Here is a 23321-nt window from a genome sequence, read left to right on the forward strand (position 1 = left end):
CGCCGCGCGCCGAAGCGCAGCAGAGCCCGCGCTACTCGGCGGTGTTCTGCCCGAAGTTGCTCTCGGCCACACCCGACTCGTCCGGGCCGGTTGCGAAGCGCGTGTCGTGCGCCTCCGCCTCCTCGACCTCCGCCTCGAGCTGCTCCGGGGTGTCGGCTTGCTCCGGCTCGAAGAGCGAGCCGGCGTCGGGGAAGAGGTTGCCGTCGCCGTGTGCGCGCTCGTTCTCGAGCTGATCTGTGCTCATGCGAGCCGAGCTCGCCTGCGCCGCACGCTCGCCGGCAGAGCCTTCGCCGTTCGCTGCGACGTCTTCGCCTGCACTCGCCTGGTCTGCCCGCGCCTGCGGGTCGTTCGCCTGCTGTTCGCTCATGCGCGCAACGCTACGCGGGCTTCATCAACGTTCCGCGTGCGCCGCGAAGACGGATGCCCCTCGGGCTGGAGCAGCGTCCATCCCGAGGGGCATCTGTCATCTGCGTTCGGCAGGTCAGTCGGCGTAGGCCATGAAGGCGTCGAGCTCGGCGCCACCCGGGCGTGCCGGGATCATGGGAGCCTCGATCTCGGCGCGCTCCAGCAGCTCCGACATCCGGCGACGGCGCTGCTTCGGGATGACCGTGACGACGGTGCCGCGCTGACCCGCGCGGCCCGTGCGGCCCGAACGGTGCAGGTACGACTTGTACTCCTCGGGCATGTCCGACTGGATGACCAGGCGGATGTCGTCGACGTGGATGCCTCGCGCGGCGACGTCGGTCGCGACGAGCACGTTGACCTTGCCGCTCGTGAGGAGTCGCAGGTTGTGCGTGCGGCGACCCTGCGTGAGGTCTCCGTGGAGGGCGGCCGCGGGAACGCCGGCCATCGAGAGCTCGGTCGCGAGGCCTTCTGCGGCCACGCGGGTCTTCGTGAAGATGAGGACCCGTCCGCCCGAGCCGGCGAGCTGCTCGATCACGGCACGCTTGTCGTCGCGTTCGACGACGAGCACGCTGTGGTCGATGTCGGTGTGCTGCTCTTCCTCACCGGCCACCTCGTGCACCGATGGCTTCTTGAGGAACTCCGTGACGAGCCGCTGCACGGCGGCGTCGAGCGTCGCCGAGAACAGCAGTCGCTGACCACCCGGCATCGTCATGCGGAGGATGCGCTGCACCGGCTCCAGGAACCCGAGGTCGCACATCTGGTCGGCTTCGTCCAGCACCGTGATCTCGACCTGGTCGAGGCGCAGGAAGCCCTGGCGCTCGAGGTCCTCGATGCGGCCGGGCGTGCCGATGACGATGTCGACGCCGCGCCCAAGGGCCGTGACCTGCCGCTGCTGCGGCACGCCGCCGTAGACCTGGGTCGTGAAGAGGCCGACGCTGCGGGCGATGGGCTGGATCGTCCGGTCGATCTGGAGGGCGAGCTCGCGAGTGGGCGCGACGATGAGGGCGCGGGGTGCGCGCCCGATCTTGCGCTTGCTCGCGTCGGCGTCGCGTCCGCGGGCCACGCTGAGGCGCTGCACGAGTGCGGCGCCGAACGCGATCGTCTTGCCGCTGCCCGTGCGGCCACGGCCGAGGACATCTCGACCGTGGATCGCATCCGGGATCGTGGAGGCCTGGATGGGGAACGGGCTCGGCGCACCGAGTTCGGCCAGCGCGTCGACGATGTTCGCGTCGAGACCGAGGTCGCCGAAGCTCAGGCCGTCGGCGTTCTTCGCGCCGACCGCGGTCGGGGCGAGGCGCTCGAGCACGCGGTCCTCGTCGTGGGAGGGGGCGCGGCCGGCAGCTGACTGGCTGTGACTGCGGTAGTCCTGGATGGCCCCGCGCTGCGGCTGGTTCGCGCCTGGCGCCGTCGGGTCGAAGTGCTTCGCGCTGCGGTCACCGCGGGAACCCGCGGCCGGCTGGCGGCCGTGCGACTGGCGCAGCGCGTCGTGGTGGTGACGGTCGATGCGCTCGTTGCGGTCCGAGAACTGGCCGTCGCGACCGCGAGCGCCGCCACGGGCGGGAGCTCCACCGCGGGTGGGTGCGCCTCCGCGAGCGGATGCTGCCCCCTTGCGAGTGCTGTAGCGGTCTTCGCCGCGGGGACGGCTCTGGTCGGAGCTGCGCGAGCTGTCGCGCGAGCGATCGAAGGACTCGGCCCGTCCTGCACCGTCGTAGCCGCCGCGGCGGTCGTCGCCGCCTGCACGGTAGCCACCCCGCCGCTCGTCAGCGCCCGCACCTCGGCCCGTGCCGCGACGGTCATCGCCGGCGGCCGGCCGCGAAGCGCGTCCGTAGCCACCCTGTCGGTCGTCGCTGCGTCCGCCGTAGCCGCCACGGCGGTCATCGCCGCCTGCACGCGCGCCGGGGCGCCGGTCGTCGCCACCCGACGAGCCGCCTCGGCGATCGTCACCGCGGTACGAGGCGCGCTCGCCGCCGCCCGTGGAGCCGGAGCCGCGTCGGTCGTCGCGGCCGCCTCGGCGGTCGTCTCCGCCGGCACCGTCGCGGCGGCTCTCGCTCGCCCAGCGCGGGTTTCCGTTGGCGCCAGCGCCGCCACCGGCACGCGCCGGTCGCTCGCCACGACCCGAGGAGTCCTTGGGGATGTAGTTGCTCGCGGGCTTGAACCCGCCCTTTGCTTTGCGCTTGGGCATGTGTGCCTTCTCCAGTCCGGCACGCTGCTCACACAGAATTCGGCGCATGCCCAACTTGCCAGGATACGCGATAATCGGCGGGCTGGCCAGGGTGGCACTCGCGGGCAGGTTCGGCCGGGTAGCCCGTCGCTATCGCGAGGTCGTCACGAGCAGCGACCATGGGCCGTCAGGGACGTCACCCTCGTCCACGAATCGCCAGGAGACGCCGCCCTCCACCCCGTTGGTCGCGGCAAACCCGAGGCAGGAGTTGAGGGCGGGTGAGACGTCCATGCCGGCGCCGCCGTACCGCTCGTTCGCGGGCCTCGCGTCGTGCGCCCCGAAGACGTACTCGGCGTCGTCGTACTCGCCGGGCCCCGCGTCCTGGATCTGGCCGTAGCAGGTCCGCCCGTCGTGCTCGAGCTGCACCCACCGGTTCTTCATGAGGCTGAACGACGGATCCTCGAGCCCGCGGGAGTACGCGGCGTCCCCGGCCCACGGCACGACTCGCTGCCGCATCCAGGCCGCCGACGCGTTGTTCACGTCATCGAACGGCAGGTCCAGGTAGAACGGGTTCTCCTCGGCCGTCATCCGTGTCGGGAAGTAGCCGTTCGCCGCGGAGCGAGGCTCGGTCTGGCACACGCCGCCGACCACGGCCCCGTCGCAGCCGCCGTAGCTCGCGTACCAGTCCTTGTCGTAGGTCGAGTACACCTGGCTGCCGTCAGGTGCGTCGGCGTCGAAGACCTCCCCGACCCAGAAGGTCGTCGCGGTGATGTCCGTGTGCAGCGGATACTCCCGACCCTGCCCCGCTCCCCACGGGGTGCCCTGGCCCCCGGCGCAAGCGGCGCTGCTGAGGAGGATCAGCAGCGCCGCCGAGATACCGGAGGCTCTCGCGATGCGCCTCCTCGTCACCACCAGCGCGGTGGCTTGCACTTGGACGGCCAGCCGTGCTTGGTGGCCCCTCCGTCAGAGAAGGAGTGCTTCGGGTACGAATCGTAGGAGGACGTGCCCGCTGGGTTGAGGTAGGAGCCCCAGCTTGTGTGGTGGTGGTGGTGGTGGCCCGCGTCGTGGACGGGCCAGGGCTTGGTGCACTTCGGGTCCACCGGCGGTTTGGGCTTCACCGGCGGCTTCGGCTTCACCGGCGGCTTCGGCGTCACGGTCGGCGTGGATGTCGCCGATGTCGACGGAGTTGCCGTGGGCGTCGGCGTCGCAGTCGCAACCGGCGTGGCGGTTGCGGTCGGCGTCGCAGTCGGCGTCGCAGTCGCAACCGGCGTGGCGGTTGCGGTCGGCGTCGCAGTCGGCGTCGGCGTCGGCGTCGCAGCCGGCGTCGCAGTCGGCGTCGGCGTCAAAGTCGGCGTCGGCGTCGCGGCCGGGGTCGGCTCGACGGCCCCGGACCCGACCATCGATGCGGCATCGAGGGTGAGCGAGCCGTTCGAGAACACTGTTAGGCCGAACGACAGGGCCGTCGCATCTGCCGGCACGGGCGGCGTCGTCCAGGTGGCGGTGGACGCGGACGCGCTCGGATCGAACCACGGGCTGGAGTCCCAGTAGCGCCACGCGCCACGTGCGTCACGGAGATAGACCGCGAACTGCGTGGCGGTGGTCGAGGCGTACGTCGCGCTCAAGTCGTACACGGCTCCGGGTTCGGCCGCTGGCGCGCATTCGCCGAGGTCGAGGTTCGGCATGAGCGACGAAGAACCGCTCTCGTAGTCGCTGACCGCGACGGTCAGGCCGCCGCCGTCCGCGGTGCGCGTGAACTTGGCGGTGTGCGCGCCCCAGGTATTCGGCGTCCAGCAGCTCGGTGCGGATGCACCTGTCGTCCAGTCGTCGAGCTGGGCGTTCACCACCCGGTTCCCGTCCTTCGCGGTCTGGCCGACAGGCCAGTCGCCCTGCCGAACGGGCTTCGCCTCGCCTCCGATGACTTCGTCGACGGTCTTCACCGCGACTCGACCCGCGGCGGCTTCGTCCCGGAGGTAGCTCGCGAACTGCTCGAGGGTCTGGGTCGTCACCCCGATGCTGGAGCAGCCGACTGTCTCGCACACCCGGTGGAAGGTGATCGGCATCCAGCCACCCGCGGCCTGCGCCTGGACGACCAGCGACTTCAGGTCGTCGAAAGACCACGTCTCCGTGACCTGGGCCGGCGCGAGCAGCGCGAAGGCGTCGAGAGGCGGGATGCTCTCGACCGGTGGGCAGCCGTTGCACCCTTCGTGCGACTCCACGCCGCCGAGGAGTCTCGCGCTGGAGAAGCCGCACTCCTGCACGGCGGCCTTCGCCGACTCGCTGAAGCCCGCGAACGGGTAGGCGAAGCTCGTCGTGACGAAGCCCAGGTCGGCGAGGTTCGCGCGGTCTGTGCACACCTGCCGGACGGCTTCGTCCTTGCTGATGGTCGATAGGTCCACGTGCCCCGTCGTGTGCGAGCCGATCTCGTGTCCCGCGGCGCTGAGACGCGTGAGGTCGCCGGTGGAGAAGTAGCCATCGGTGTTGAGCGCACCGCTCTGCACGAAGAACGTGCCGTCCAGGTCGTAGCGGTCGAGGATGTCCACGCCGAGCAGCTGGTCGATGTTGCCGTCGTCGAAGGTGAGCGAGACCACGGGAAGCGCATCCGCAGCCGGTGCTGACGGGCTGATGGGTGCCGCCCCGGCCCCCGTCGCGAGCACGAGCGAGACCACGATCGCGACGGGAGCCGCGAGATGCTCCGCGAGACGGAGCGGCATCGGGCGCCGGCGGGCGACGTTCAGCGCGCGCGTCATGCGCGACTCCCCGCCCGCTCCAGGCGGCCACGCACCCCGTCGACGACCGCGTCGACGATCCGCTCCAGCGGAAGACGCGGTTCGTAGCCGATGAGCTCAGCCGCGAGCTGGTTGTTCGGGACTCGCCGCTGCATGTCCTCGTACCCTTCGCCGTACGCCTCCGAGTAGGGCACGAGCGTCACCTCGCTCTCGCTCTCCGTACGGTCGCGGATGATGCCGGCGAGCTCGAGGATGGACACCTCGCGAGCGCCGCCGAGGTTGACGGCGCGCCCGTGGGCACGCGGCTCCTCGAGCAGGGCGACGAGGGCGGGGGCCACCTCACCCACGTAGCCGAAGCACCGGGTCTGCGTGCCGTCACCGTGGACGGTGAGCGGGGCACCGGCGATCGCCTGCCTGACCAGGTTCGGCACGACCATGCCGTACCGGCCCGTCTGTCTGGGGCCCACCGTGTTGAACGGGCGCGCGATGGCGACCCGGAGTCCGTGCTCGCGAGCGTAGGCGTGGGCGAACGACTCGTCGAGCCCCTTCGCGGCGGCGTACGTCCACCGCGCGGTGAGCGGAGACCCGAGGATCCGGTCGGCGTCCTCGCTGAGCGCATCCGCCGTGTTCTTGCCGTAGATCTCGCTCGTCGACGCGATCAGGACCTCGGCATCGTGCGTGAGCGACGCCTCCAGCACGTTCTCCGTGCCGTGCAGGTTCGTGCGCAGGCTCCTGAGCGGTTCCCCGAGGATCGTGTGGACGCCCACCGCGGCGGCGAGATGGAACACCCGGTCTGCACGAGCGACCAGGGAGTCGACGAGGTCCGCGTCGAGCACGCTGCCCTCGACGAACTGCAGCGAGTCGATCGAGGTCGCCAGATTGTCGACGCAGCCGGTCGAGAGGTCGTCGAGGACGACGACCTCGTCGCCGCGCGCGACGAGGAGATCGGTGAGGTGGCTGCCGATGAACCCGGCCCCGCCCGTGATGAGAGTTCTCATGTTCTGGTGTGTCCTTCGTTCTGCTAGATGAGCGCTTGCCCGGTGCGGGCAGGCAGGGTGTAGGTGGCGTCGAGGACGCACTGGTGCTCGCCGAGCCAGGCGAGATCCGTGTCTTCGTGGCGCGTGTGGAGCAGCACGAGATCGGCGTCGAGGAGCTCCTCCTGGCTGCTCGCCGCGAGCAGCTGCCCGTCCGCCAGGCGGATGGACGGCACGTGCGAGTCGATGAACGAGACATGCATCCCCTGCTTGCTCAGGAGCTGGATGATCTCGGTCGCCGTCGATTCGCGGACGTCGGCGACATTCGGCTTGTAGGCGACGCCGAGGACAACCACACGGGCACGGCTCGCGACGACACCGGCGGCGGCGAGCATCGACCCGACTCGAGCCGCGACGCGCTGCGGCCGGTGCGCCAGAGCGTTCATCGCCTCCTCGAGGATCGGCGACGACACCCGATCGGCCCGCAGCTGCCACAGCAGGTAGTGCGGGTCGCACGGGATGCAGTGCCCGCCGACACCGGGCCCCGGCCGGAACGGCATGAAGCCGTACGGCTTCGTCGCGGCGGCGTCGATGACCTCGGTGACCGGGACGCCCAGCTCTCGGCAGACGCTCGCGAACTCGTTGATGAAGGCGATGTTCACGGCCCTGAAGGAGTTCTCGAGGAGCTTCGACGCCTCGGCGATCTCCAGCGTCTCGACGAGGTGCGGCGAGTCGACGTACTGGCCGAGCGTGGCGGCGGCCAGCTCCGTGCAGCTCGCGGTGAACCCGCCGACGACGCGTGGCACCTCCTCGTGGCCGAACGCCTCGTCGGCGGGGTTGATGCGCTCGGGGCTGAAGGCGACGTGCACGTCGACCCCCGGCTGGAGCCCCCTGGCGATGAGCGGATGCACGAGCAGGTCCCTGGTGCAGCCCACGTACGACGTCGAGGTCAGGATGAGGAGCTGACCTGGCACGGCGGCGTCGAGCACCGCCGAGCAGGCGGACGTCAGCGCGTGGAGGTCTGGCACCGCGTGCGCGTCGATGGGAGTCGGAACGCACACGATGACGGCGCGCGCCCGACTGATCGATGCGACGTCGGAGGTCAGCCACCAGCCCTCGGGCTCGGCGTTCGCGGTTCCGAGTCGAAGCTGGTCTCCGGGGACGAGGTCGACGCTCCCCGTTCGCACCGAGGCGAGCCTCGACTCGTCGACGTCGACGCCGAGCACCCTGGAGCCCGCTGCCCGGAAGGCGAGCGCGGTGGGCAGGCCGACGTAGCCGAGGCCCACGATGGCGATATCGAAGTCCCAGACCTGGGACACGGACGGTGGATCGGTGAGCACTGTGTTGACGCGCGACAATTGACGCCCCTTTCGCGACGATGTGAACAGAGACTGGCAGGCTACGAATCCCCCGGCCATCCACCAGCTCTGCAACCGAGGCTACCGTCGGAACGGGGCGCGCAAAGGGGCAACTTCGCCGTGAATGCCTCAAAAACGTTCGGAATGTGGGCCACCTGTCTGGGTTTCCGAACCACCGCATCGAGTGCGGGAGTATTCCGATGCGCACGCATCGACATGGGGAGAAGTCCCCAATAAGTGAAGTCCAAATTCGACCCGAGAAGCCCCCAGCTCGATACACTTCTGCAGTGTCGAACCCAGCGATCCTCCTCGTGGCGCTCGTCGTCTTCCTCTTCGTCGGGGCCAACGCATCGTTCTGGACCACGGTCTCCGCGGTGCGCGCCCTTCGCGAGCGACGGCTTCGCCTGCACGAGGTGCCGCAGACCCTCACGAGCACAGCCCTCCGACCGAGGGACGTCGCCATCCTCATCGCCGCGCACGACGAGGAACGCGGCATCCAGCGCACCGTGCGCTCGGCGGGTCAGCACGTCCCGCGCTCCAACGTGTTCGTCGCCTCGGACGGCTCCCACGATTCGACCGCCGCCATCGCGAGAGCCGAAGGCGCGAACGTCGTCGACATCTCACCGAACCGCGGCAAGGCGGGGGCACTCGAGCACGCCATCCGCTGGTTCAGGCTCGCCGATCGGTTCGAGGTGGTGATGCTGCTCGACGCCGACACCGTCCTCGGCCCGGACTACCTCGACTCCGCGCTGCCGCTCTTCGCCGACGAGCGTGTCGTCGCCGTCGCGGGGACGGCGAGGACCGCACTCTTCCCAGGCCCGACCTCGCGTCTCGGCGACCTCCTCATCACCCACCGCGACCGCATGTACGTCGTCATGCAGTACCTGCTCAAGTTCGGTCAGGCCGCGAGCTTCGCCAACGCCGTGATGATCGTGCCCGGCTTCGCGTCGCTGTACCGCACGCGCATCCTCGCCGAGCTCGACATCGCCGCACCCGGCCTCGTGATCGAGGACTTCAACATGACCTTCGAGGTGCACGCGAAGCGGCTCGGCCGGATCGCCTTCGACCCACGCGTGGCCACGGCGTACACGCAGGACCCGGACACGCTTCGAAGCTACATCGCGCAGGTGCGTCGCTGGAATCTCGGCTTCTGGCAGACCCTCCGGCGCCATTCGCGGATGCAGCCGCGCTTCGGCACCCTGGCCGCGGCGTCGGTGGTCGAGATCACGATCAGCTCCCTGCTCATCGCCCTGGCTCCCCTCCTGGTGCTGGCGTCGTTCACGGTCGGCCTCCCCGAAGTGGTCGCGTGCCCGTCGCTCGAGGAAGCCGCCGCACGTTTTCCCGCGCTCCTGCTGCTCGCCGCGTTCTTCGCAGCGGACCTGGCGCTGACGCTCGTCGCCCTGTGCATCTCACGGCGACTCGCATTCCTGAGATGGGCGCCCCTTCTGCCCGTTCTCCGCTGGCTGGACGCGCTGCTGTGCCTGCAGGCCGCCCTGCTCAGCCTGCGCCGGAGCGGCGACGGCCGTTGGCGGAGTCCCGTTCGCCGCTAGGTGCGCTACAGCTGGGGTGGCGCGGCGCTCCGCTCCTCGTCGTGTTCGGCGGAGGCGAGCTCTTGCTCGATGCGCTCCTCACGGCGGGCTCGTCGGCGTTCGAGCGGGCCTTCGACAACGGAGTAGAGGGCTGGCAGGACGAGCAGCGTCAGCACCGTGGAGGAAAGCAGCCCGCCGATCACGACGAGCGCGAGCGGCTGCGAGATGAAGCCGCCGTGCCCCGTGATGCCGAGTGCCATCGGGGTGAGTGCCAGCATCGTCGCGAGCGCGGTCATGACGATGGGACGGACACGTCTGGCGCCTCCGGCGAGCATCGCCTCGTGCACGGCGAGGCCCCGCTCCCTGAACTGGTTGACGAGGTCGATGAGCACGATGGCGTTGGTCACGACGACGCCGATGAGCATGAGCACGCCGATGAGGGAGGCGACGCCGAGGGGCACACCGCTCGCGAGCTGCAGCAGGATCGCGCCCGTCGCCGCGAACGGCACGGACACGAGCAGGAGCAACGGCTGCAGGAGGCTCTTGAAGGTGGCCACCATGACGATGTAGACGATGAGGATCGCAGCCAGCAGCGCGAGCCCGAGCTGCTGGAATGCGGCCGCCTGGTCGGAGCTGACGCCGCCGAGGGCGGCCGTGGCGCCCTCTGGCAGGGTGATCGTGTCGAGCTGCTCGGTGATGAGCGCATTCGCCGAGCTGAGGTTGTCGTCGGTGGGCACGACGGTGACGGAGGCGAGTGGCACCCCGCGCTCGGACGAGATGGAGACGGGCCCGTCGACGATCTCGACGCTCGCGAGCGTCGTGAGCGGGACGGGGCCGAGGGCCGTTGGGATGCTCGTGGCTCGGAGCGCATCGATATTCGCCGGCGGTTCCGACCCGACGAGCACGACCTGGACGCTGGACCCGTCGACGGTGAGCGAGCCGACGGGGGTCGGCTGTAGCTGCTGGGCGACGATCGCCCCGATGGCCGTCTGGCTGAGCCCGTACTGGGCGGCCGTAGCCTGGTCGATGTCCATCTCGACGAACGGTCGGGTCTCGTCGAGGTCGCTCGTGACCTCGCCGAGCTGCTCGACTCCCGCGAGCACGGCGACGACCTGGTCACTGGCCTGGCGGAGGGTCTCGGCATCCGGTGCGGTCAGGTCGACACTGATCGCGCTCGAGAATCCGGCGCTGCCGCCACCGCCGACGGAGATCTCGCCTGCCCCCTCGAGGCCGTCGAGCTCCTCGCGGAGCTCGGCCTGGATGGCGTCGGAGTCGGCGTCGGTTGAGGTGGTCACGGAGAAGCTCGCGCGGGAGGCTCCGCCGCCGGTGAAGAGCGATGCCGCTCCCCCTCCGCCGATCGTGAGCTGCACCGTCTCGACGCCTTCCTTGGCCCTGATGAGGTCTTCCACCTGGGAGGCGGCCTCGCCGGAGGCGGCGAGCGTGAGGTTGGGTTCGAGGGTCTGCGTCACCGTGAAGCTGTTGCTGCCGGTGTTGCCGAGGAAGTTGGTCTTCATGAGCGGCGCGAGTGCGCCCGTGAGGATGAGGATGAGCAGCGCCGCGCCGAGCGTGATGAAGGGGCGGCGCAGGGTCCAGCCGAGGACCGGCTCGTAGCCGCGCTGCAGCCAGCTGCTCTCTTCACTCGACGAGGCGAGTTCGGAGTCGGGGCCATTCTCCGCGCGGCCGACTGCGGTGGCCTCCTGCTCCGCCTGGCGGCGGAGCGCACGGCGGGGGTGCAGGTCCTCGTCGTCGCTGCGCAGTCCGAGCGGCGCGAACCGACCGGCGTCGCGCTTGGCACGCTCTCGACGCGGGCGCACGCGGACCGGCTCGATGGGAGCCTCATCGCCGCCCGCAGCGGGGAGAGGCTCCTGCGCGGTGACGCTGCCCGAGCTGCGTGTGGCCTCGCTCGCGAGGACCGCCTCGCGGGCTCGGGCGGCCTCGCCTGCGGGGGTGCCGCCTCCGGCCCAGGTCTCCGCCGTGCCGACGCGGGCGCGGCGCTTGCGATGCCGCCCTCCGAGCATCCAGTAGGCGAGCACGGGGACGATCGTGAGCGAGACGAGGAGCGACGCGAGGAGCGCGATGACGCTCGTGAGGGCGAACGGACGGAAGAGCTCTCCGGAGATGTCGCCGACGAATGCGATGGGTAGGTAGACGGCGACGGTTGCGATCGTGGCGCTCGTGACGGCGGTCGCGACTTCGCGGACCGCCTCCGTGATGACGCGCACGCGCTCGGTGCCGCGCAGGCTCGCATCCGGGTGCATCGACATGTGCCGCTTGATGTTCTCGATGACGACGATGGAGTCGTCGACGACTCGCCCGATCGCGATGGTGAGGGCGCCGAGCGTGAGGATGTTGAGCGAGTACTCGGCGGCCTGCAGGCCGATGAAGGTCACGAGCAGCGAGGTCGGTATGGAGATCGCCGTGACGAGCGTGGCGCGGAAGGACAGCAGGAAGACGAAGATGACGATGACCGCGAAGACAAGGCCGAGGAGGCCTTCCACGACGAGGGTGTCGATGGACTGCTGGATGAACGGGGCCTGGTCGAAGACGATCTGCAGGGTCGCTCCCCCGCCGATGGATGCCTGCAGCGCCGGGAGCGCGTCCCTAACCGCCTGCGACACCTCGACGGTGTTGGCGTTCGCGAGCTTCGTGACGGACACCGTGAGGGCGTCCTCGCCGTTGACGCGGGAGATGGAGGTCGCGGGCTCCGGCCCGAGCTCGAGGGCCGCGACGTCGCCGAGGGTCGTCGTGGCGGGGGCGGCCCCGCTGAGGGGCAGGGCGGCGATGGCGTCGACGTTGTCGAGCAGCGTTCCGGCCTGCACGGTGAGGGCGTCGTCACCCTCGGTGATCTGTCCGATGGGGATCAGCGTGCCTGCCGCGTCGAGCGTGTCGCGGATGCTCTGGACGCTGGCTCCCGCCCCCGCGAGCGCCGCCTGGTCTGGCGTGATCTCGATGCGGGAGACCGGTGCACCGCTGACGGCCGCCTCTCGGACGCCATCGAGCTCGGTCAGCCCTGGCACGGTCGAGCTCTCGAGGCTGGCCGCGAGCTCCTCCGTGCTCGTGCCGCCCGTCGCCGCGATCTGGATGACCGGGAAGTCGTCGATCGAGCCGCTCAGCACGGTCGTCTCCGTACCTTCCGGCAGCTGGCTCTCGATGCGGTTGAGCGCCTGCTGGATGCGCTGCTCGGCGTAGACGGTGTCGGTGCCGTACTCGAACTCGACCGTCACCGACGAGAGGTTCGCGCTGGAGGTGACCTGCGTCGAGGAGAGCCCCTGCAGCCCCTGAAGGGAGGTCTCGACGAGCCTGGACACGTCCTCGTCGACGATCTCCGGCGATGCGCCCGGGTAGCTCGTCACGACCGACACGATCGGCAGGGAGACCGAGGGAATGAGCTCCTGCTTGAGCGAGGTCATGGACAGTCCGCCGAAGAGGAGCACGGAGAGCGTCACGAGGGCGATCAGCGCGCGGTTCTTCAAGCTCATCTCAGCGAGTTTGTGCACTCCGTCAGTGTCGCACGCACCACCGACACAGCCCGGGACCCTGACTGAGTGCGTCCCGAATCCGCGGTTCGGGTCGCGCTCGCCGATCAGCCGCGCCGACCGATGGCGGGATCAGCCGTTGCCGAGCGCGACCCAGAGGCTGAGTGCGGGGATGGGGAACGCGAAGAGCACCCCGGCGACGAGGTTGAGCAGCCAGTAGCGCCTGAGGATCGCCGCGAACTCACGCAGGATCGCGCTCGGCCAGTAGTAGCGGGCGACGGGTGCCTGCACAGCCTGCGCATCGATGCCGAGCTCCCTCGCGAGCATCGCGGCGCGCATGGCGTGGTAGTTGCTCGTCGCGATGATGCCGGGGCCGGTGACGCCCTCGCGCTCGAGGATCGGCATCGTGAAGCGGAGGTTCTCCTCGGTGTTGACCGATTCCTCCTCGCTCAGAATGCGCGGCTCGGCGGCGTTCCCCGCCATCCGCACGGCCCCCTGGCGCCCGTCGGCGCCGGCGTTGGCGGAGTCGGCGTTGGCGGGGTCGAGCGCCCACTCGCGCATGGCGCGCCCCTCCGCGAGCGCCTCGTCGCCGCCCTGCCCGCCGGACATGACGACGACGGAGGCCCCGACCCGGTGCGCCGCATCCAGGCCCGCCCGGATGCGCGCGGCGAGCAGCGGCGGCACGCGTCGCCCTCCGCTGAGGCCGGAGCCGAGCACGACGACCCAGGTGCCGACGGCACCGCGAACGAGCCGCGAGTAGAGCCACGAGTAGGCGAGGAACAGGGCGAACGCCGCCCCGAGGTAGGCGGCTCCGGCCGCGAGGAGGAGCGCGATGGAGATGAAGACATCGTCGCCGACGAGGATGGCCGCGAACGGCAGCGCCGCCAGCGCCGTCAGGATGACAGCCAAGACGAGGGACAGCAGATTCCCCAGCGAGCGCCCCTCGCGTCGGATCATGCGGGCCCCATTCACGTACAGCAGCACGATGAGCGCCAGCAGCAGAGCGGGCGAGAGCACGAAGGGCAGCCACGTCAGCGTGCTGACGAGCATCGACACCTGACCGTCGAAGCTGGAGACGGCGCTGATGAGGACGACGGCCGCGGCGACGATCCACACGCCGTTGCTGAGGCGTCGAGGCTCGTTCCTCGTGCGCCGCACGGCGATGAAGGCCAGTCCCGCGCCGACGACGAGGGTGAGCAGTACCGACACCCATGACAGTTCCTGCGTGATGATGTCCTGCTCCCTCGCGACACACCCGCCGGGGGCCGCCGACGGTGCGCCCAGTATGCCGCACGCCAGAAGCCAGCTGAGAGAGTCGCGAGCGCACGCGAATCCCCAGACTCGCGATATAACGTGACTTGCAGTCGTCGGGCGCGAAGCCCGACGCGCATCAAGAACCCTTTCCCGAGGAGCAGCAGTGGCTATTGAACAGTGGATCGTGGACGGACCCCGCGTCATCGACGTGCAGACCGTCCGCAGCGTTCGCGCGAGACTCGCAGGCGGCGCCATCAGCGTGCTCGCGCACGACGAGCCGAGCACCCGCATCGAGGTGTCCGGCATCACCGGCCGCGATCTCAAGATCGCCATCGACGGAGACCAGCTCCTCATCGACCATCCGCAGCTGTCCTGGACCGACGTGCAGACTTCGGCGAAGACCATCTGGAACCAGCCGAACGTCGTCGTGAGTGTGCTCGTCCCCGCCGGCGTCGACGTCGATGTGCTCGGCGTCAGCGCGGAGGTGCTCGTCGCCGGGATCAGCGGACGCGTCGACATCAACACGGTGGGCGGAGAGCAGTTCCTCGACGCGACCCGCGGCGAGCTGCACCTCAACTCCATCGGCGGCGAGATCAGCGTCCGCGGCCACGCTGGGACGGCCGTCGTGAAGACCGCGTCGGGGGACGTCACCGCCACCGGATCTCTCGTGAGCTTCGACGGCAGCACCGTCTCGGGTGCCACGATCGTCGACGTCACCTCTGGCGCCCCCAGCCTCATCGCGAACAGGTCCGTCAGCGGCGCCACCACGGTGCGCCTCCCCGGCGGCACCCACCCCAGCTACCAGGTCTCCACGGTCGGCTCCTCAGTGCAGCTCGACGGCCTCCACCTCGAACCGCTGCGCGGGACCACGTACCGCTCCGAACCCACCGAGGGCGCCGTCACCGACGTGCGCATCAGCACCGTCACCGGTCGAGTCTCCGTGCTCCTCTCCGCCCGCACTCCGCGGGCAGGAGATGCGCCAGCGGACTTCGACGAGCGCATCGACGCCCGCATCGCGACCAGCCCCGTTCCCGACGGCGTCCCCGCCGGGGACGGCGACCGCGAGGCCGCGGCCCCTGCATCCGAGAACGCGGGCGACGAGCCCGAGAACGACACCACACAGCCGGGAGGCACCGCGTGACCCCGCCAGTCTTCGCCCACGGACACCTTCGCCTCTACCTGCTGAGCCTGCTCGAAGACCAGCCGCGCCACGGCTACGAGCTCATCCAGGCGCTCTCCGAGCGCTTCGACGGCACGTACTCGCCAAGCGCCGGCACCATCTACCCGCGCCTCGCGAAGCTCGAGGAGGAAGGGCTCGTCACCAAGCACAACGACGGCCGCAAGAGCGTCTACCGCATCACGGAAGCCGGCCGGCGTGAGCTCGATTCGCGCCGAGAGGAACTCGCCTCCATCGAGCAGGACGTCGACTCGTCGGTCCGCCGTCTCGCCGCCGACGTCCGCCACGGGCTCGCGAGTGCCCGCGAGGAGCTGCGTGCCGAGTTCGCGCGACTCGCCCAGGAGCTCGGGCCGGATGCACGTGCCGGGTTCGAGAAGGCCGCGAGCGCGGGAGCAGCGGGAGCCGCATCCGCTCGTGGCTTCTTCTCCGGCGCAGGCAAGGGATGGGATGCGCCGCGCGAGAACCCGATCACGACGCCAGGCGACACACCGCCCGGCTTCGTGCCACCGGGATTCACGCGCGGCTCGAGCGCCGCGGGCGAACCGCGCCCGCAGGACCCACCCCGGCCCCCAGCGGGACCAGACGCACCTGGAGCCCCCGAGGCGCCGCAGACGCCGCAGGCCCCGACGGCAGCGGGCGACGGCCACCGAACGCATGGGCGCTACGACACGTGGTCCTCCGCGAGCAGCTCGCACGTCTGGAGCAGCGGCACGGCAGACGACGGGGCCTCAAGATCCGAGCCAGGAGGCGACAGCCGGCCGCCGCGAGACGCCCTGCGCGCGCAGCTCGAGGCTCTGTCTCAGGCCGACCTGGTGCTCAACCGGTTCCGACACGAGCTGCGGCAGGAGCTGCGCGCCGCGCAGAGCGAGCAGCGGCTCTCCCCCGGCATCGTGACGTTCCTCGACCAGGAGCTGGAGCGAGTGCGAGAGCGCATCTCGCACGCCCTCGGCTCGCGTGACGACAGGAGCGGCGACGGCGGGGGCACTTCCGACGCCTGAGCCGCGGACCAGGCGCACGCCAGACGCCAGGCGCGAAGGGCGCTCTCCACCACGGGGAGCGCCCCTCGCGATGGGCGCGCCGCAGGATCGCCGCCGCCGCGGGCTGCTGGCGCCCGGCCCAGCCCGGGAGTACGGTTGCCGCGTGCGTTCGCCTGCCCGCCTCCTCCTCGCCGTGTTCCTCGGCGGCACCCTCGGGACGCTCGCGCGCGTCTGGCTGACGTCCCTGACGACGACGTCGATGCTCGATGGCGACCAGACGCTGTACGTGCCACTCTCCGCGAACCTGCACGTCCTCGACTCCGACATCGTCGCGGCGCTCATCGCCAACGTGGCCGGGTCCCTCGCGCTCGGCATCGTCGCGGGAGCGCACTGGCCGGAGCGGCTGGCCACGTTGCGCGCGGCCCTCGGCCCCGGCTTCTGCGGCGGCTTCACCACGTTCTCCCTCATCGCCCTGGCGCTCGCCCTCGTCTTCTCGAACTCCGGCTGGGCGGTCGTCGCGTTCGCGGCCGGCACCGTCGGCGGCATCCTCGCCATCGTCGCGGGGCGAGCCATCGGCCGTCGCGTCTCCCCTCCGCCAGGTGCGGGCCGAGGCCCGGTCGCGCCGAGCCACGACACGTTCGGCCCCGACGGCGGAGCGCCAGCTGGCGGGGTGCGCTGATGGACGTCCTCGTGCTCCTGGCGGTCGGGCTCGCAGGAGGCCTCGGCGCCTGCATCCGGTACGTCGCCGTCGAAGGGTGGCCGCGGATACGCCAACCGGCATCGGCGATCTCCACCGCCCACCCATCGAGCCCGCAGGGCGCAGCCGCACCGCGCCGTATCGCCCCGGAGTGGCGGCTCATGATCGTGAACGTCGTCGCGTCGCTCATCGCCGGCCTCGCGGCAGGGCTGCTCCCACTTCCAACCGTCGCGTCGATGCTCGTCATCTCCGGCTTCTGCGGGGGCATGAGCTCGTGGAGCTCCGTCATGCTCGACGCGACGAACGCGTTGGGCGCCCGCAAGATCGGCAAGGCCGCGATCATCGTGATCATCCAGATGCTCTGGGGAGTGCTCGCGGCGCTGATCGGCGTGACCGTCGGCCAGCTGCTCGGCGAGAGCCTCGGGCTCGGGATGCTCGGCTGGTAGACCCCGGCCGCGGCACCAGCGGTCATCCTCCCGGATGACGCCGGCCCGCGAATACCCTCCCAGAGTCGGGGGCGGATGAGCCCGCAGGCGGTCGAGGCGCGCACCCCCAGACGGGCACCTTGGAAGCATGACTTCCCACCCAGGCTTCCAGACACCGGCCGCGGCACAACCGCACGCGGCAGCAGCACCCGCACCACGCTTCGCCCCGCACCCGAACGATGCGGCGGGCCGCGCATCCACAGCCCTGCCAGCTGCCGGCGGGGTGCTCACGGCGCATTCACTCAGCAAGGCCTACGGACCGACGACCGCCCTCGCGGGCGTCAGCATCGCGGTGCAGGCAGGCGAGGCGCTCGCCATCATGGGCGCCTCCGGGTCGGGCAAGACCACGCTCCTCCACTGCCTGGCCGGCATCGTCACGCCGGACGCGGGCCGCATCGATCTGCACGGCGCTGCCGGCACCCGCGAGATCACCGGAATGTCCGACGCGGAGCGCACCGAGCTGCGCCGCACCGAATTCGGCTTCGTGTTCCAGGAGGGGATGCTCCTGCCGGAGCTCACCGCACTCGAGAACGTCGCCATCGCGGCGATGCTCTGCGGCGTCGACCGCACGCGCGCCGAGCAGGCCGCTGCGCAGTGGCTCGCGGCGATGGGGCTCGCCGGCATGGAGGCCCGCCGCATCGGAGAGCTCTCCGGTGGGCAGGCGCAGCGCGTCGCCATCGCCCGCGCCCAGGTCACCGGCGCCCGCGTCGTCTTCGCGGACGAGCCGACGGGCGCCCTCGACTCAGCGACGAGCGCCGACGTCATGACGGCGCTGCTGGCCGCGACCGCACGGGCCGGCCGCAGCCTCGTCGTCGTCACCCACGACCCCGAGGTCGCGGCGCGCTGCGACCGCACGGTTCGGATGCGCGACGGGTACCTCCTCGAGGACACGGCGGCCCGCGCATGAACGGCAGCCACGACGCCGGGCCCCTCGGCCTCGCAGCGGATACCCGACCGACCGCGAAGGTCAGGGCCGCCGCCCCGTCGTCCGCAGTCGGCACCGTGAGCGTCCCGAGCCCCGCGCCCCGCGGCTCCAGCCGCATCCCGCTCCTCACGATCCTGCGGATGCTCACCCGGCCCGACACCGTCGGCCGCGCCGCCGTCGCCCTGCCGGCCGTGGCCTTCGCCGTCGTGACGGCCCTCACGCTCGTCGTGGTCGGCGGCACCATGATGCTCTTCAACCCGCCGCCAGGCATGCCGTCCCACGGCTTCTTCGCCGTCTTCGCGCTGACCCTGCTCGCGGTCCCGCTGCTGACCCTCGGCGTCGCGGCGGCACGCCTCTCCGCCCGCCGCCGCGACGATCGCCTCGCGACGCTCAGGCTGCTCGGCGCATCCACCAGGGTCGTGACGCTGCTCGCCGTCGCCGAGGCGACGCTCGTCGCCATCGCGGGCATCCTCGCCGGCATGGTGCTCTACGCCGCACTCCTCCCCCTCGTGGGGCTCCTGCACTTCTACGGCGCCCCCATCGGGGCGGCGTCCGTCTGGGTGGGGTTCCCGGTGCTCCTCGCGACCGCGGCCGGCATCACCCTGCTGGCGGCCCTCAGCTCGTTCGCCGGGCTGGCAGCCGTGCGCGTCACGCCCCTCGGCGTGCGCAAGCGCGGCACGCAGCCGCGGGTCAAGTGGTTCGCGCTCGCCTCCGGCGTCGTCATCCTGCTCATCAGCCTCGGCCTCGTCGGCATGATGCAGGGACTCGCGTCGGCCTTCGGCATGATCGGAATCGTCATCGCCGTGCTCGTCCCCCTTGCGGCAGGGATGCTCGCCCTCAACCTCATCGGCAGCCCCCTGGTCGGCCTCATCGGCCGGCAGATGGCGAAGCGCGCGAAGTCACCCGCACGCCTCATCGGCGGGCGCCGGCTCGCCGAGACGCCCGGCGTCGCGTGGCGCAGCGTCTCGGGCATCGCGATGATCGCGTTCGTCGCCGTCATCGGCGGCAGCGGCCTCGCCCTCCTCGACATGGTCGGCACGTCGGGGATGCAGGCAGAGGATCTCATCCTCATGACCGACCTGCGCACCGGCGTCTTCCTGACACTCTTCATCGCGTTCCTCATGCTGGCGTGCACGGTCGGCGTCTCGCAGGCGGCCGCGATCCTCGACGAGCGCAAGCTGCTCATCTCCCTCGACAGGGCCGGCATGCCGCGCAAGGTCTTCGAGCAGGCGCAGCGCGTGCAGGTCTGGGCGCCGCTGCTGCTCGCCGCACTCGGAGGAGCCGGAGCCGCGGCAGCCATCATCCTGCCGATCGTCGGCGCCTCGCTGATCATCGCGCCCCTCGCGATGCTCACGATGGCCCTCTGCTTCGCGCTCGGATTCGGTGCCGTCTGGCTGGCGCTCCTCGGCACGCGCCCCGTCGTCACCTCGGTGCTCGCCTCCGCGCACCGCGGCTAGCGCTCCCGCGGTGCGCCTCGCCCTCTGGTCCCTCTGCCCCCGAAACCCTTGACTCGCTGATCCCCTGACTCTGATCCCCGGTGGAAGAGTCAGCCAGATGCACGCGCCCGATCGGCGGAAGCTGCATCTGGCTGACTTTTCAGCGCGGGAAGGGGCAGGGAGTAGGAGGGGCTACTTCACCGTGGCCGGGGTCTCGCCGAGGCGATCGAAGACGCCCTCCGCGAGATGCTCGGCATCGAGGCGGGCCGCCACCGGGTTCCGACGGTTCGTTCCGTAGCCGAGCAGCGCGACGCGATTGTCTCGGCGACTCCACCCGTCGCGCAGACGAGCCATGCCGCCCTGCTCGCGCAGCTGCAGGGGCGCGAGATGGCGCATCGTGGGACGACTCCCCGTCGCCCAGATGATCGCATCCGCCTCGAAGCGCTCACCGCTCGCCAACGTCACCCCATCCGGCTGAACGCTCGCGAGAGGACCCTGCGAGACGAGCAGCCCCCGCCGAACCGCAGCGAGAGTCCCCCTCGAGAGTGGGATGCCGCGCACGCTCACCTCGCTCGGCAGACGCTCCCCTCGCTCGACGAATCGGACGAACTCGGCCTCGTGGCGTGCATCCATCTCCCGCTGCCGGGAATCGGTCCGCGACGGCAGCGTGAGGCGCGGCAGCTCGTGGAAGTCGGGCTCACGACGCGTCGACCACGCCGTCTTCGCCGCGATCGGCTCCAGCTCGCGCAGGATCGTCACCGCCGAGCGCCCACCGCCGACGACAAGCACCCGCTTGCCCGAGAATCCCGCCAACGACTCGATGTGCGCGGACGGCAGCTGCTGGCCGGCGAAGTCGAGGGCACCCGGATACCAGGGCACGAACGGCGACGACCAGTCGCCAGTCGCGTTGATGACGTACCTCGTCGTGATCGTGCGCGGCGGGCGGTCCCCCACCTGGATGTGCAGCGTCAACAACGGCGAGCGCCGCATCGCCTCGACGCGCAGCACCCGCACCGGGCGGGCCACGAACAGGTCGTACGCATCCTCGTAGCGCCGCATGAGCGGGGGCATGATGTCGCGGACGATGGCCTCAGGATCCTGATCGCTGAGACGGATGCCCAGCTCAGAGAGCCCAGGCGGGCCGGAGAGCAGGGGCGTGTGCCCCACCGTCTGGAAGTCCCACCCGCGTCCCCAGGATCCGCCGGGCTGCGGCTCGGCATCGAAGACCACGAAATCCCGCAGCGGCCGGAGGCCCATCTCGGCGAGCGTCGCAGCGACCGTCACACCTGGCACACCCGCGCCGATGACGACGAGGTCGATGTCGGTCTTCACGGTGAGCACGTCCGGCTTCCTGTCGAGGCGCTGCGGGCGCAGCTCTGCGGGTACATCGGACTGTCGACGAGCTCGGGTCCGGTAGGCCACAGTCTAGAGACGCAGAGTGACGCGGCCGGGTCGGCGCACCGAAGATTCGCTCGGCCGCCGTGGTAATGTGAGCGTCAGATTTTCGTTAACGACTTGCGACCGGGTGGCCATTCCTGCCCGGCCCGAATTATAAGGGGGTTACGCATGGGGCGTGGCCGTCAAAAGGCGAAGCACACCAAGGTCGCCCGTGAGCTCAAGTACTCCGTACATGAGACGAACTATGACGCGCTGGCACGTGAACTCTCCGGTGGCTCCTCGAGCTACCCGGCGAGTCCGCCAGCCACTGAAGAACCCAACGACGACATCCTCTCGAAGTGGTCCGAGTACCTCGACGATGATGACGCCGACGAAGACGACGACGACGCGAGCGGCTACGAGCAGAAGCGCGCGTAAGCGTGCGAGCACGACTCCCCGGAGTCCTGCCGCCGCTGCCCTCGTCTGACTCCGAGCCGACCTCATCACCTGGTGATCGAACTCCAGCCCCCGAGCTTCCCTGCCGCCATCGCAGTGGCAGTGATCCTCGTCGTCGGCAACCTCATGAGCATGCTCACGGTCCGCTGGGGAGCTGACGGGCGTCTCGATCGCTGGGGGTACGCGGGTCTGCGCACCGCAGCGACTCGCGCATCCGACGAAGCCTGGCGGGCCGGCCACGAGGCGGCACTGCGCCCGGCGAATACCGGTGCAGGCGCCGGCATCGTCTTCGCGATCGTCTCGGTGCTCTCCGCCAACTCCGTCGCGCCGTACCTCGTCGCGCTCTCCCTCGCCGTGATCTCGACGCTCACGGGAGTCATCCTGAGCCTCGTCATCGCCCACCGCGCAGCCAAGGCAGTCGCCGGCAAGTAGACGCCGAGCGACATCCGGTGGATGGCGCTCAGACCCCGTCGCGCAGGTTCCTCGCGAAGCTCGCAGCGCGCATCCGCAGGTTCTCCTTGCGCTGCTCGCGGGCCGCCTCACGGTCGTAGCCGATGTACGCCGACGTGGGAAGGCGTCGCACGTTCGTCGAGCACTCGAACTCGGCGCAGACGAGCGTGCCGACGGTATCCCCGCGACGGCCTGCGTCGCCGGTGCGCTTCGCGCTGTAGAAGACGACGTCGTTGGGCAGCGTCACGTCCTCGCACCACGAGCACATGGCGCGCCGAGTCGGCAGCTTCCGCGCACGCTCGAACATGATCGCCACGAGGTCCCCGTCCACCGGGATCACCGCGTAGGCGCGACGCCCCAGCTTCGGGTCCGTCCAGCCGAGGTAGTCGCGCCGCTCCCAGTCCACGTCGTGGAACCCAGGCAGCAACGTCAGGTCGCTGACCTCCTTGCGCGAGGCGTTGACAAACGCATCCCGGATCTGGGCCTCGGTGAGCTGCTGCATCTGACGAGCGTACCCAGCCTCCCGGTCAGAGGCCGTCAGCAAACTCCGCGAGGGCCCTCGCGAGCGGGTCAGGCGCGCCGATGGCGACGTAGTGGCCTCCGGGGACCACGACCGCCTCGACCCCCGCACGGTCGCGGGCGAGCTGCTTCGCGAACTCGAGCGGGAAGAACAGGTCGTCCTCAGGCGCGATGAACCCCGTGGGGACCTCGCGGCCGACGCCCGGCCACGGCGCATCCATCCACGAGCCGGACTCCTCGCGCACGTGCGCCTTCGCGTCGACCACAAGATCGTCCGGCACGAGGTTGTAGTACACGAGCTCGTCCTCGGCATCGACGCCGAGCGCGCTGTGGCCCGTCGCCGTCCACCACTCCTGCATCGTCTCGCCCGGCTTCGGGATCATGCCCGCGACGTAGACGAGCCCGTCGGCGTCGAGACGCTCAGCCACGAGAGCGGCGGAGAAGCCGCCGAGCGAGTGACCGACGATCACCAGCTGCTCCCCCTGCCCGTCGCCGTCGGAACTGTCGCCCCTCGCCTCGTCGAGCTGCGCCGAGACCGAGTCCGCGTAGTCGACGAGCGACAGACCCGGCTCCTCGATCGGCAGGTCGACGGCGACCGCGCGATGGCCCGCCTCCTCCAGCTTCGGGACCACAAGGTGCCAGTCCCAGCTCGACGATCCTCCACCGTGGATGAGCACAAACGTAGCCATGGGCGTTCCCCTCGTTCCCGACCGCCGGCCACCTGACCGACACACGCTCCCACCTTGGGGGCCGTGCCTGGGCTTTCGCTCCACTCGGGCCTGCGGCGGCGCGAAGCGCACGGCGCAGGCCCGGCGCGACCGGCGCGAGGCGGCCGGCGCGAGTTTCGGGATGGGATACACGCACGCGGATGGGTTGCAAGTCATCCCGAAGCGCGAAACCCATCCCGAAACCGTGCGGCGCGGGGGCGGGACGTTGCGA

20 protein-coding genes are annotated in these 23321 nt (G+C 70.6%); 9 read left to right on the forward strand and 11 right to left on the reverse strand.

The annotated features are described in order from the left end of the window. Positions 1-31 precede the first annotated feature (31 nt). The 6 genes from ITJ61_RS09595 to ITJ61_RS09620 form a co-directional block, all read right to left on the reverse strand. The gene (locus ITJ61_RS09595; protein ID WP_194686050.1) at positions 32-367 is read right to left on the reverse strand and encodes a hypothetical protein; all 336 of its coding nucleotides are present in this window, start codon (positions 365-367) and stop codon (positions 32-34) included. A gap of 114 nt (positions 368-481) precedes the next feature. Further along, positions 482-2587, reverse strand: a complete 2106-nt coding sequence (locus ITJ61_RS09600; protein WP_194686051.1) for a DEAD/DEAH box helicase — start codon at positions 2585-2587, stop codon at positions 482-484. 129 nt (positions 2588-2716) lie between these two features. Then, positions 2717-3496, reverse strand: a complete 780-nt coding sequence (locus ITJ61_RS09605) for a hypothetical protein (protein ID WP_323744334.1) — start codon at positions 3494-3496, stop codon at positions 2717-2719. Beyond that, the gene (locus tag ITJ61_RS09610) at positions 3472-5313 is read right to left on the reverse strand and encodes a polysaccharide deacetylase family protein (protein ID WP_194686052.1); all 1842 of its coding nucleotides are present in this window, start codon (positions 5311-5313) and stop codon (positions 3472-3474) included. The genes ITJ61_RS09605 and ITJ61_RS09610 overlap by 25 nt, the downstream gene beginning before the upstream one ends. Beyond that, the gene (locus ITJ61_RS09615; protein ID WP_194686053.1) at positions 5310-6290 is read right to left on the reverse strand and encodes an NAD-dependent epimerase/dehydratase family protein; all 981 of its coding nucleotides are present in this window, start codon (positions 6288-6290) and stop codon (positions 5310-5312) included. The genes ITJ61_RS09610 and ITJ61_RS09615 overlap by 4 nt, the downstream gene beginning before the upstream one ends. A gap of 23 nt (positions 6291-6313) precedes the next feature. Then, the gene (locus ITJ61_RS09620; RefSeq protein ID WP_219819606.1) at positions 6314-7585 is read right to left on the reverse strand and encodes a nucleotide sugar dehydrogenase; all 1272 of its coding nucleotides are present in this window, start codon (positions 7583-7585) and stop codon (positions 6314-6316) included. 326 nt (positions 7586-7911) lie between these two features. Between ITJ61_RS09620 and ITJ61_RS09625 the strand changes: the two genes are divergently transcribed. Further along, positions 7912-9174 (forward strand): glycosyltransferase, encoded by a 1263-nt coding sequence (locus tag ITJ61_RS09625; protein ID WP_181063031.1) that lies wholly within the window; start codon positions 7912-7914, stop codon positions 9172-9174. Between the two features lie 5 nt (positions 9175-9179). Here ITJ61_RS09625 and ITJ61_RS09630 read toward each other — a convergent pair whose 3' ends face one another. Continuing rightward, complete coding sequence (locus tag ITJ61_RS09630; RefSeq protein WP_228496643.1) at positions 9180-12632, reverse strand: efflux RND transporter permease subunit; 3453 nt, start codon at positions 12630-12632, stop codon at positions 9180-9182. Positions 12633-12761: 129 nt separating this feature from the next. Then, positions 12762-13838, reverse strand: coding sequence for a YdcF family protein (locus ITJ61_RS09635; RefSeq protein ID WP_194686055.1), 1077 nt, complete (start codon positions 13836-13838; stop codon positions 12762-12764). A gap of 208 nt (positions 13839-14046) precedes the next feature. Between ITJ61_RS09635 and ITJ61_RS09640 the strand changes: the two genes are divergently transcribed. The 6 genes from ITJ61_RS09640 (at position 14047) to ITJ61_RS09665 (ending at position 19601) form a co-directional block, all read left to right on the forward strand. After that, entirely contained in the window at positions 14047-15024 is a 978-nt protein-coding gene (locus ITJ61_RS09640; RefSeq protein ID WP_181059694.1) for a hypothetical protein, read from the forward strand. Continuing rightward, positions 15021-16058, forward strand: a complete 1038-nt coding sequence (locus ITJ61_RS20480; RefSeq protein ID WP_104240181.1) for a PadR family transcriptional regulator — start codon at positions 15021-15023, stop codon at positions 16056-16058. The genes ITJ61_RS09640 and ITJ61_RS20480 overlap by 4 nt, the downstream gene beginning before the upstream one ends. A 142-nt stretch (positions 16059-16200) precedes the next feature. After that, positions 16201-16716: a fluoride efflux transporter FluC gene (locus tag ITJ61_RS09650; protein ID WP_181059693.1), complete on the forward strand. Its 516-nt coding sequence runs from the start codon at positions 16201-16203 to the stop codon at positions 16714-16716. After that, complete coding sequence (locus tag ITJ61_RS09655; protein ID WP_104307793.1) at positions 16716-17180, forward strand: FluC/FEX family fluoride channel; 465 nt, start codon at positions 16716-16718, stop codon at positions 17178-17180. The genes ITJ61_RS09650 and ITJ61_RS09655 overlap by 1 nt, the downstream gene beginning before the upstream one ends. A gap of 127 nt (positions 17181-17307) precedes the next feature. Continuing rightward, positions 17308-18126, forward strand: a complete 819-nt coding sequence (locus tag ITJ61_RS09660; protein WP_104307794.1) for an ABC transporter ATP-binding protein — start codon at positions 17308-17310, stop codon at positions 18124-18126. Further along, positions 18123-19601, forward strand: coding sequence for a permease (locus ITJ61_RS09665; protein ID WP_104307795.1), 1479 nt, complete (start codon positions 18123-18125; stop codon positions 19599-19601). Before ITJ61_RS09660 ends, ITJ61_RS09665 begins: the two co-directional genes overlap by 4 nt. 171 nt (positions 19602-19772) lie before the next feature. On the opposite strand, the gene ITJ61_RS09670 is transcribed toward ITJ61_RS09665, so the two are convergent. Next, complete coding sequence (locus ITJ61_RS09670; protein ID WP_181057695.1) at positions 19773-20921, reverse strand: flavin-containing monooxygenase; 1149 nt, start codon at positions 20919-20921, stop codon at positions 19773-19775. A gap of 225 nt (positions 20922-21146) precedes the next feature. Here ITJ61_RS09670 and ITJ61_RS09675 point away from each other — a divergent pair, with 225 nt between their 5' ends. Together ITJ61_RS09675 and ITJ61_RS09680 are read left to right on the forward strand one after the other, a co-directional pair. Continuing rightward, entirely contained in the window at positions 21147-21395 is a 249-nt protein-coding gene (locus ITJ61_RS09675; RefSeq protein ID WP_194686056.1) for a DUF3073 domain-containing protein, read from the forward strand. Between the two features lie 72 nt (positions 21396-21467). Next, positions 21468-21845 carry an SdpI family protein gene (locus ITJ61_RS09680; RefSeq protein ID WP_181059585.1) on the forward strand — a complete coding sequence of 126 codons (378 nt, stop codon included), beginning with the start codon at positions 21468-21470 and terminating at the stop codon, positions 21843-21845. Between the two features lie 28 nt (positions 21846-21873). Here ITJ61_RS09680 and ITJ61_RS09685 read toward each other — a convergent pair whose 3' ends face one another. Both ITJ61_RS09685 and ITJ61_RS09690 read right to left on the reverse strand, forming a co-directional pair. After that, complete coding sequence (locus ITJ61_RS09685; RefSeq protein ID WP_104240174.1) at positions 21874-22365, reverse strand: FBP domain-containing protein; 492 nt, start codon at positions 22363-22365, stop codon at positions 21874-21876. A 25-nt stretch (positions 22366-22390) separates the two neighbouring features. Continuing rightward, positions 22391-23071, reverse strand: coding sequence for an alpha/beta fold hydrolase (locus ITJ61_RS09690; protein ID WP_104240173.1), 681 nt, complete (start codon positions 23069-23071; stop codon positions 22391-22393). Positions 23072-23321: the final 250 nt, after the last annotated feature.

Source organism: Pseudoclavibacter sp. VKM Ac-2888 (genome assembly GCF_015351285.1).
Classification (GTDB): domain Bacteria; phylum Actinomycetota; class Actinomycetes; order Actinomycetales; family Microbacteriaceae; genus Pseudoclavibacter.

Coding starts and splice junctions, on each gene's coding strand:
- ITJ61_RS09630 (WP_228496643.1), bottom strand. CDS start 12,632: ATGAGCTTGAAGAACCGCGCGCTGATCGCCCTCGTGACGCTCTCCGTG.
- ITJ61_RS09595 (WP_194686050.1), bottom strand. CDS start 367: ATGAGCGAACAGCAGGCGAACGACCCGCAGGCGCGGGCAGACCAGGCG.
- ITJ61_RS09665 (WP_104307795.1), top strand. CDS start 18,123: ATGAACGGCAGCCACGACGCCGGGCCCCTCGGCCTCGCAGCGGATACC.
- ITJ61_RS09655 (WP_104307793.1), top strand. CDS start 16,716: ATGGACGTCCTCGTGCTCCTGGCGGTCGGGCTCGCAGGAGGCCTCGGC.
- ITJ61_RS09615 (WP_194686053.1), bottom strand. CDS start 6,290: ATGAGAACTCTCATCACGGGCGGGGCCGGGTTCATCGGCAGCCACCTC.
- ITJ61_RS09660 (WP_104307794.1), top strand. CDS start 17,308: ATGACTTCCCACCCAGGCTTCCAGACACCGGCCGCGGCACAACCGCAC.
- ITJ61_RS09610 (WP_194686052.1), bottom strand. CDS start 5,313: ATGACGCGCGCGCTGAACGTCGCCCGCCGGCGCCCGATGCCGCTCCGT.
- ITJ61_RS09675 (WP_194686056.1), top strand. CDS start 21,147: ATGGGGCGTGGCCGTCAAAAGGCGAAGCACACCAAGGTCGCCCGTGAG.
- ITJ61_RS09685 (WP_104240174.1), bottom strand. CDS start 22,365: ATGCAGCAGCTCACCGAGGCCCAGATCCGGGATGCGTTTGTCAACGCC.
- ITJ61_RS09600 (WP_194686051.1), bottom strand. CDS start 2,587: ATGCCCAAGCGCAAAGCAAAGGGCGGGTTCAAGCCCGCGAGCAACTAC.
- ITJ61_RS09690 (WP_104240173.1), bottom strand. CDS start 23,071: ATGGCTACGTTTGTGCTCATCCACGGTGGAGGATCGTCGAGCTGGGAC.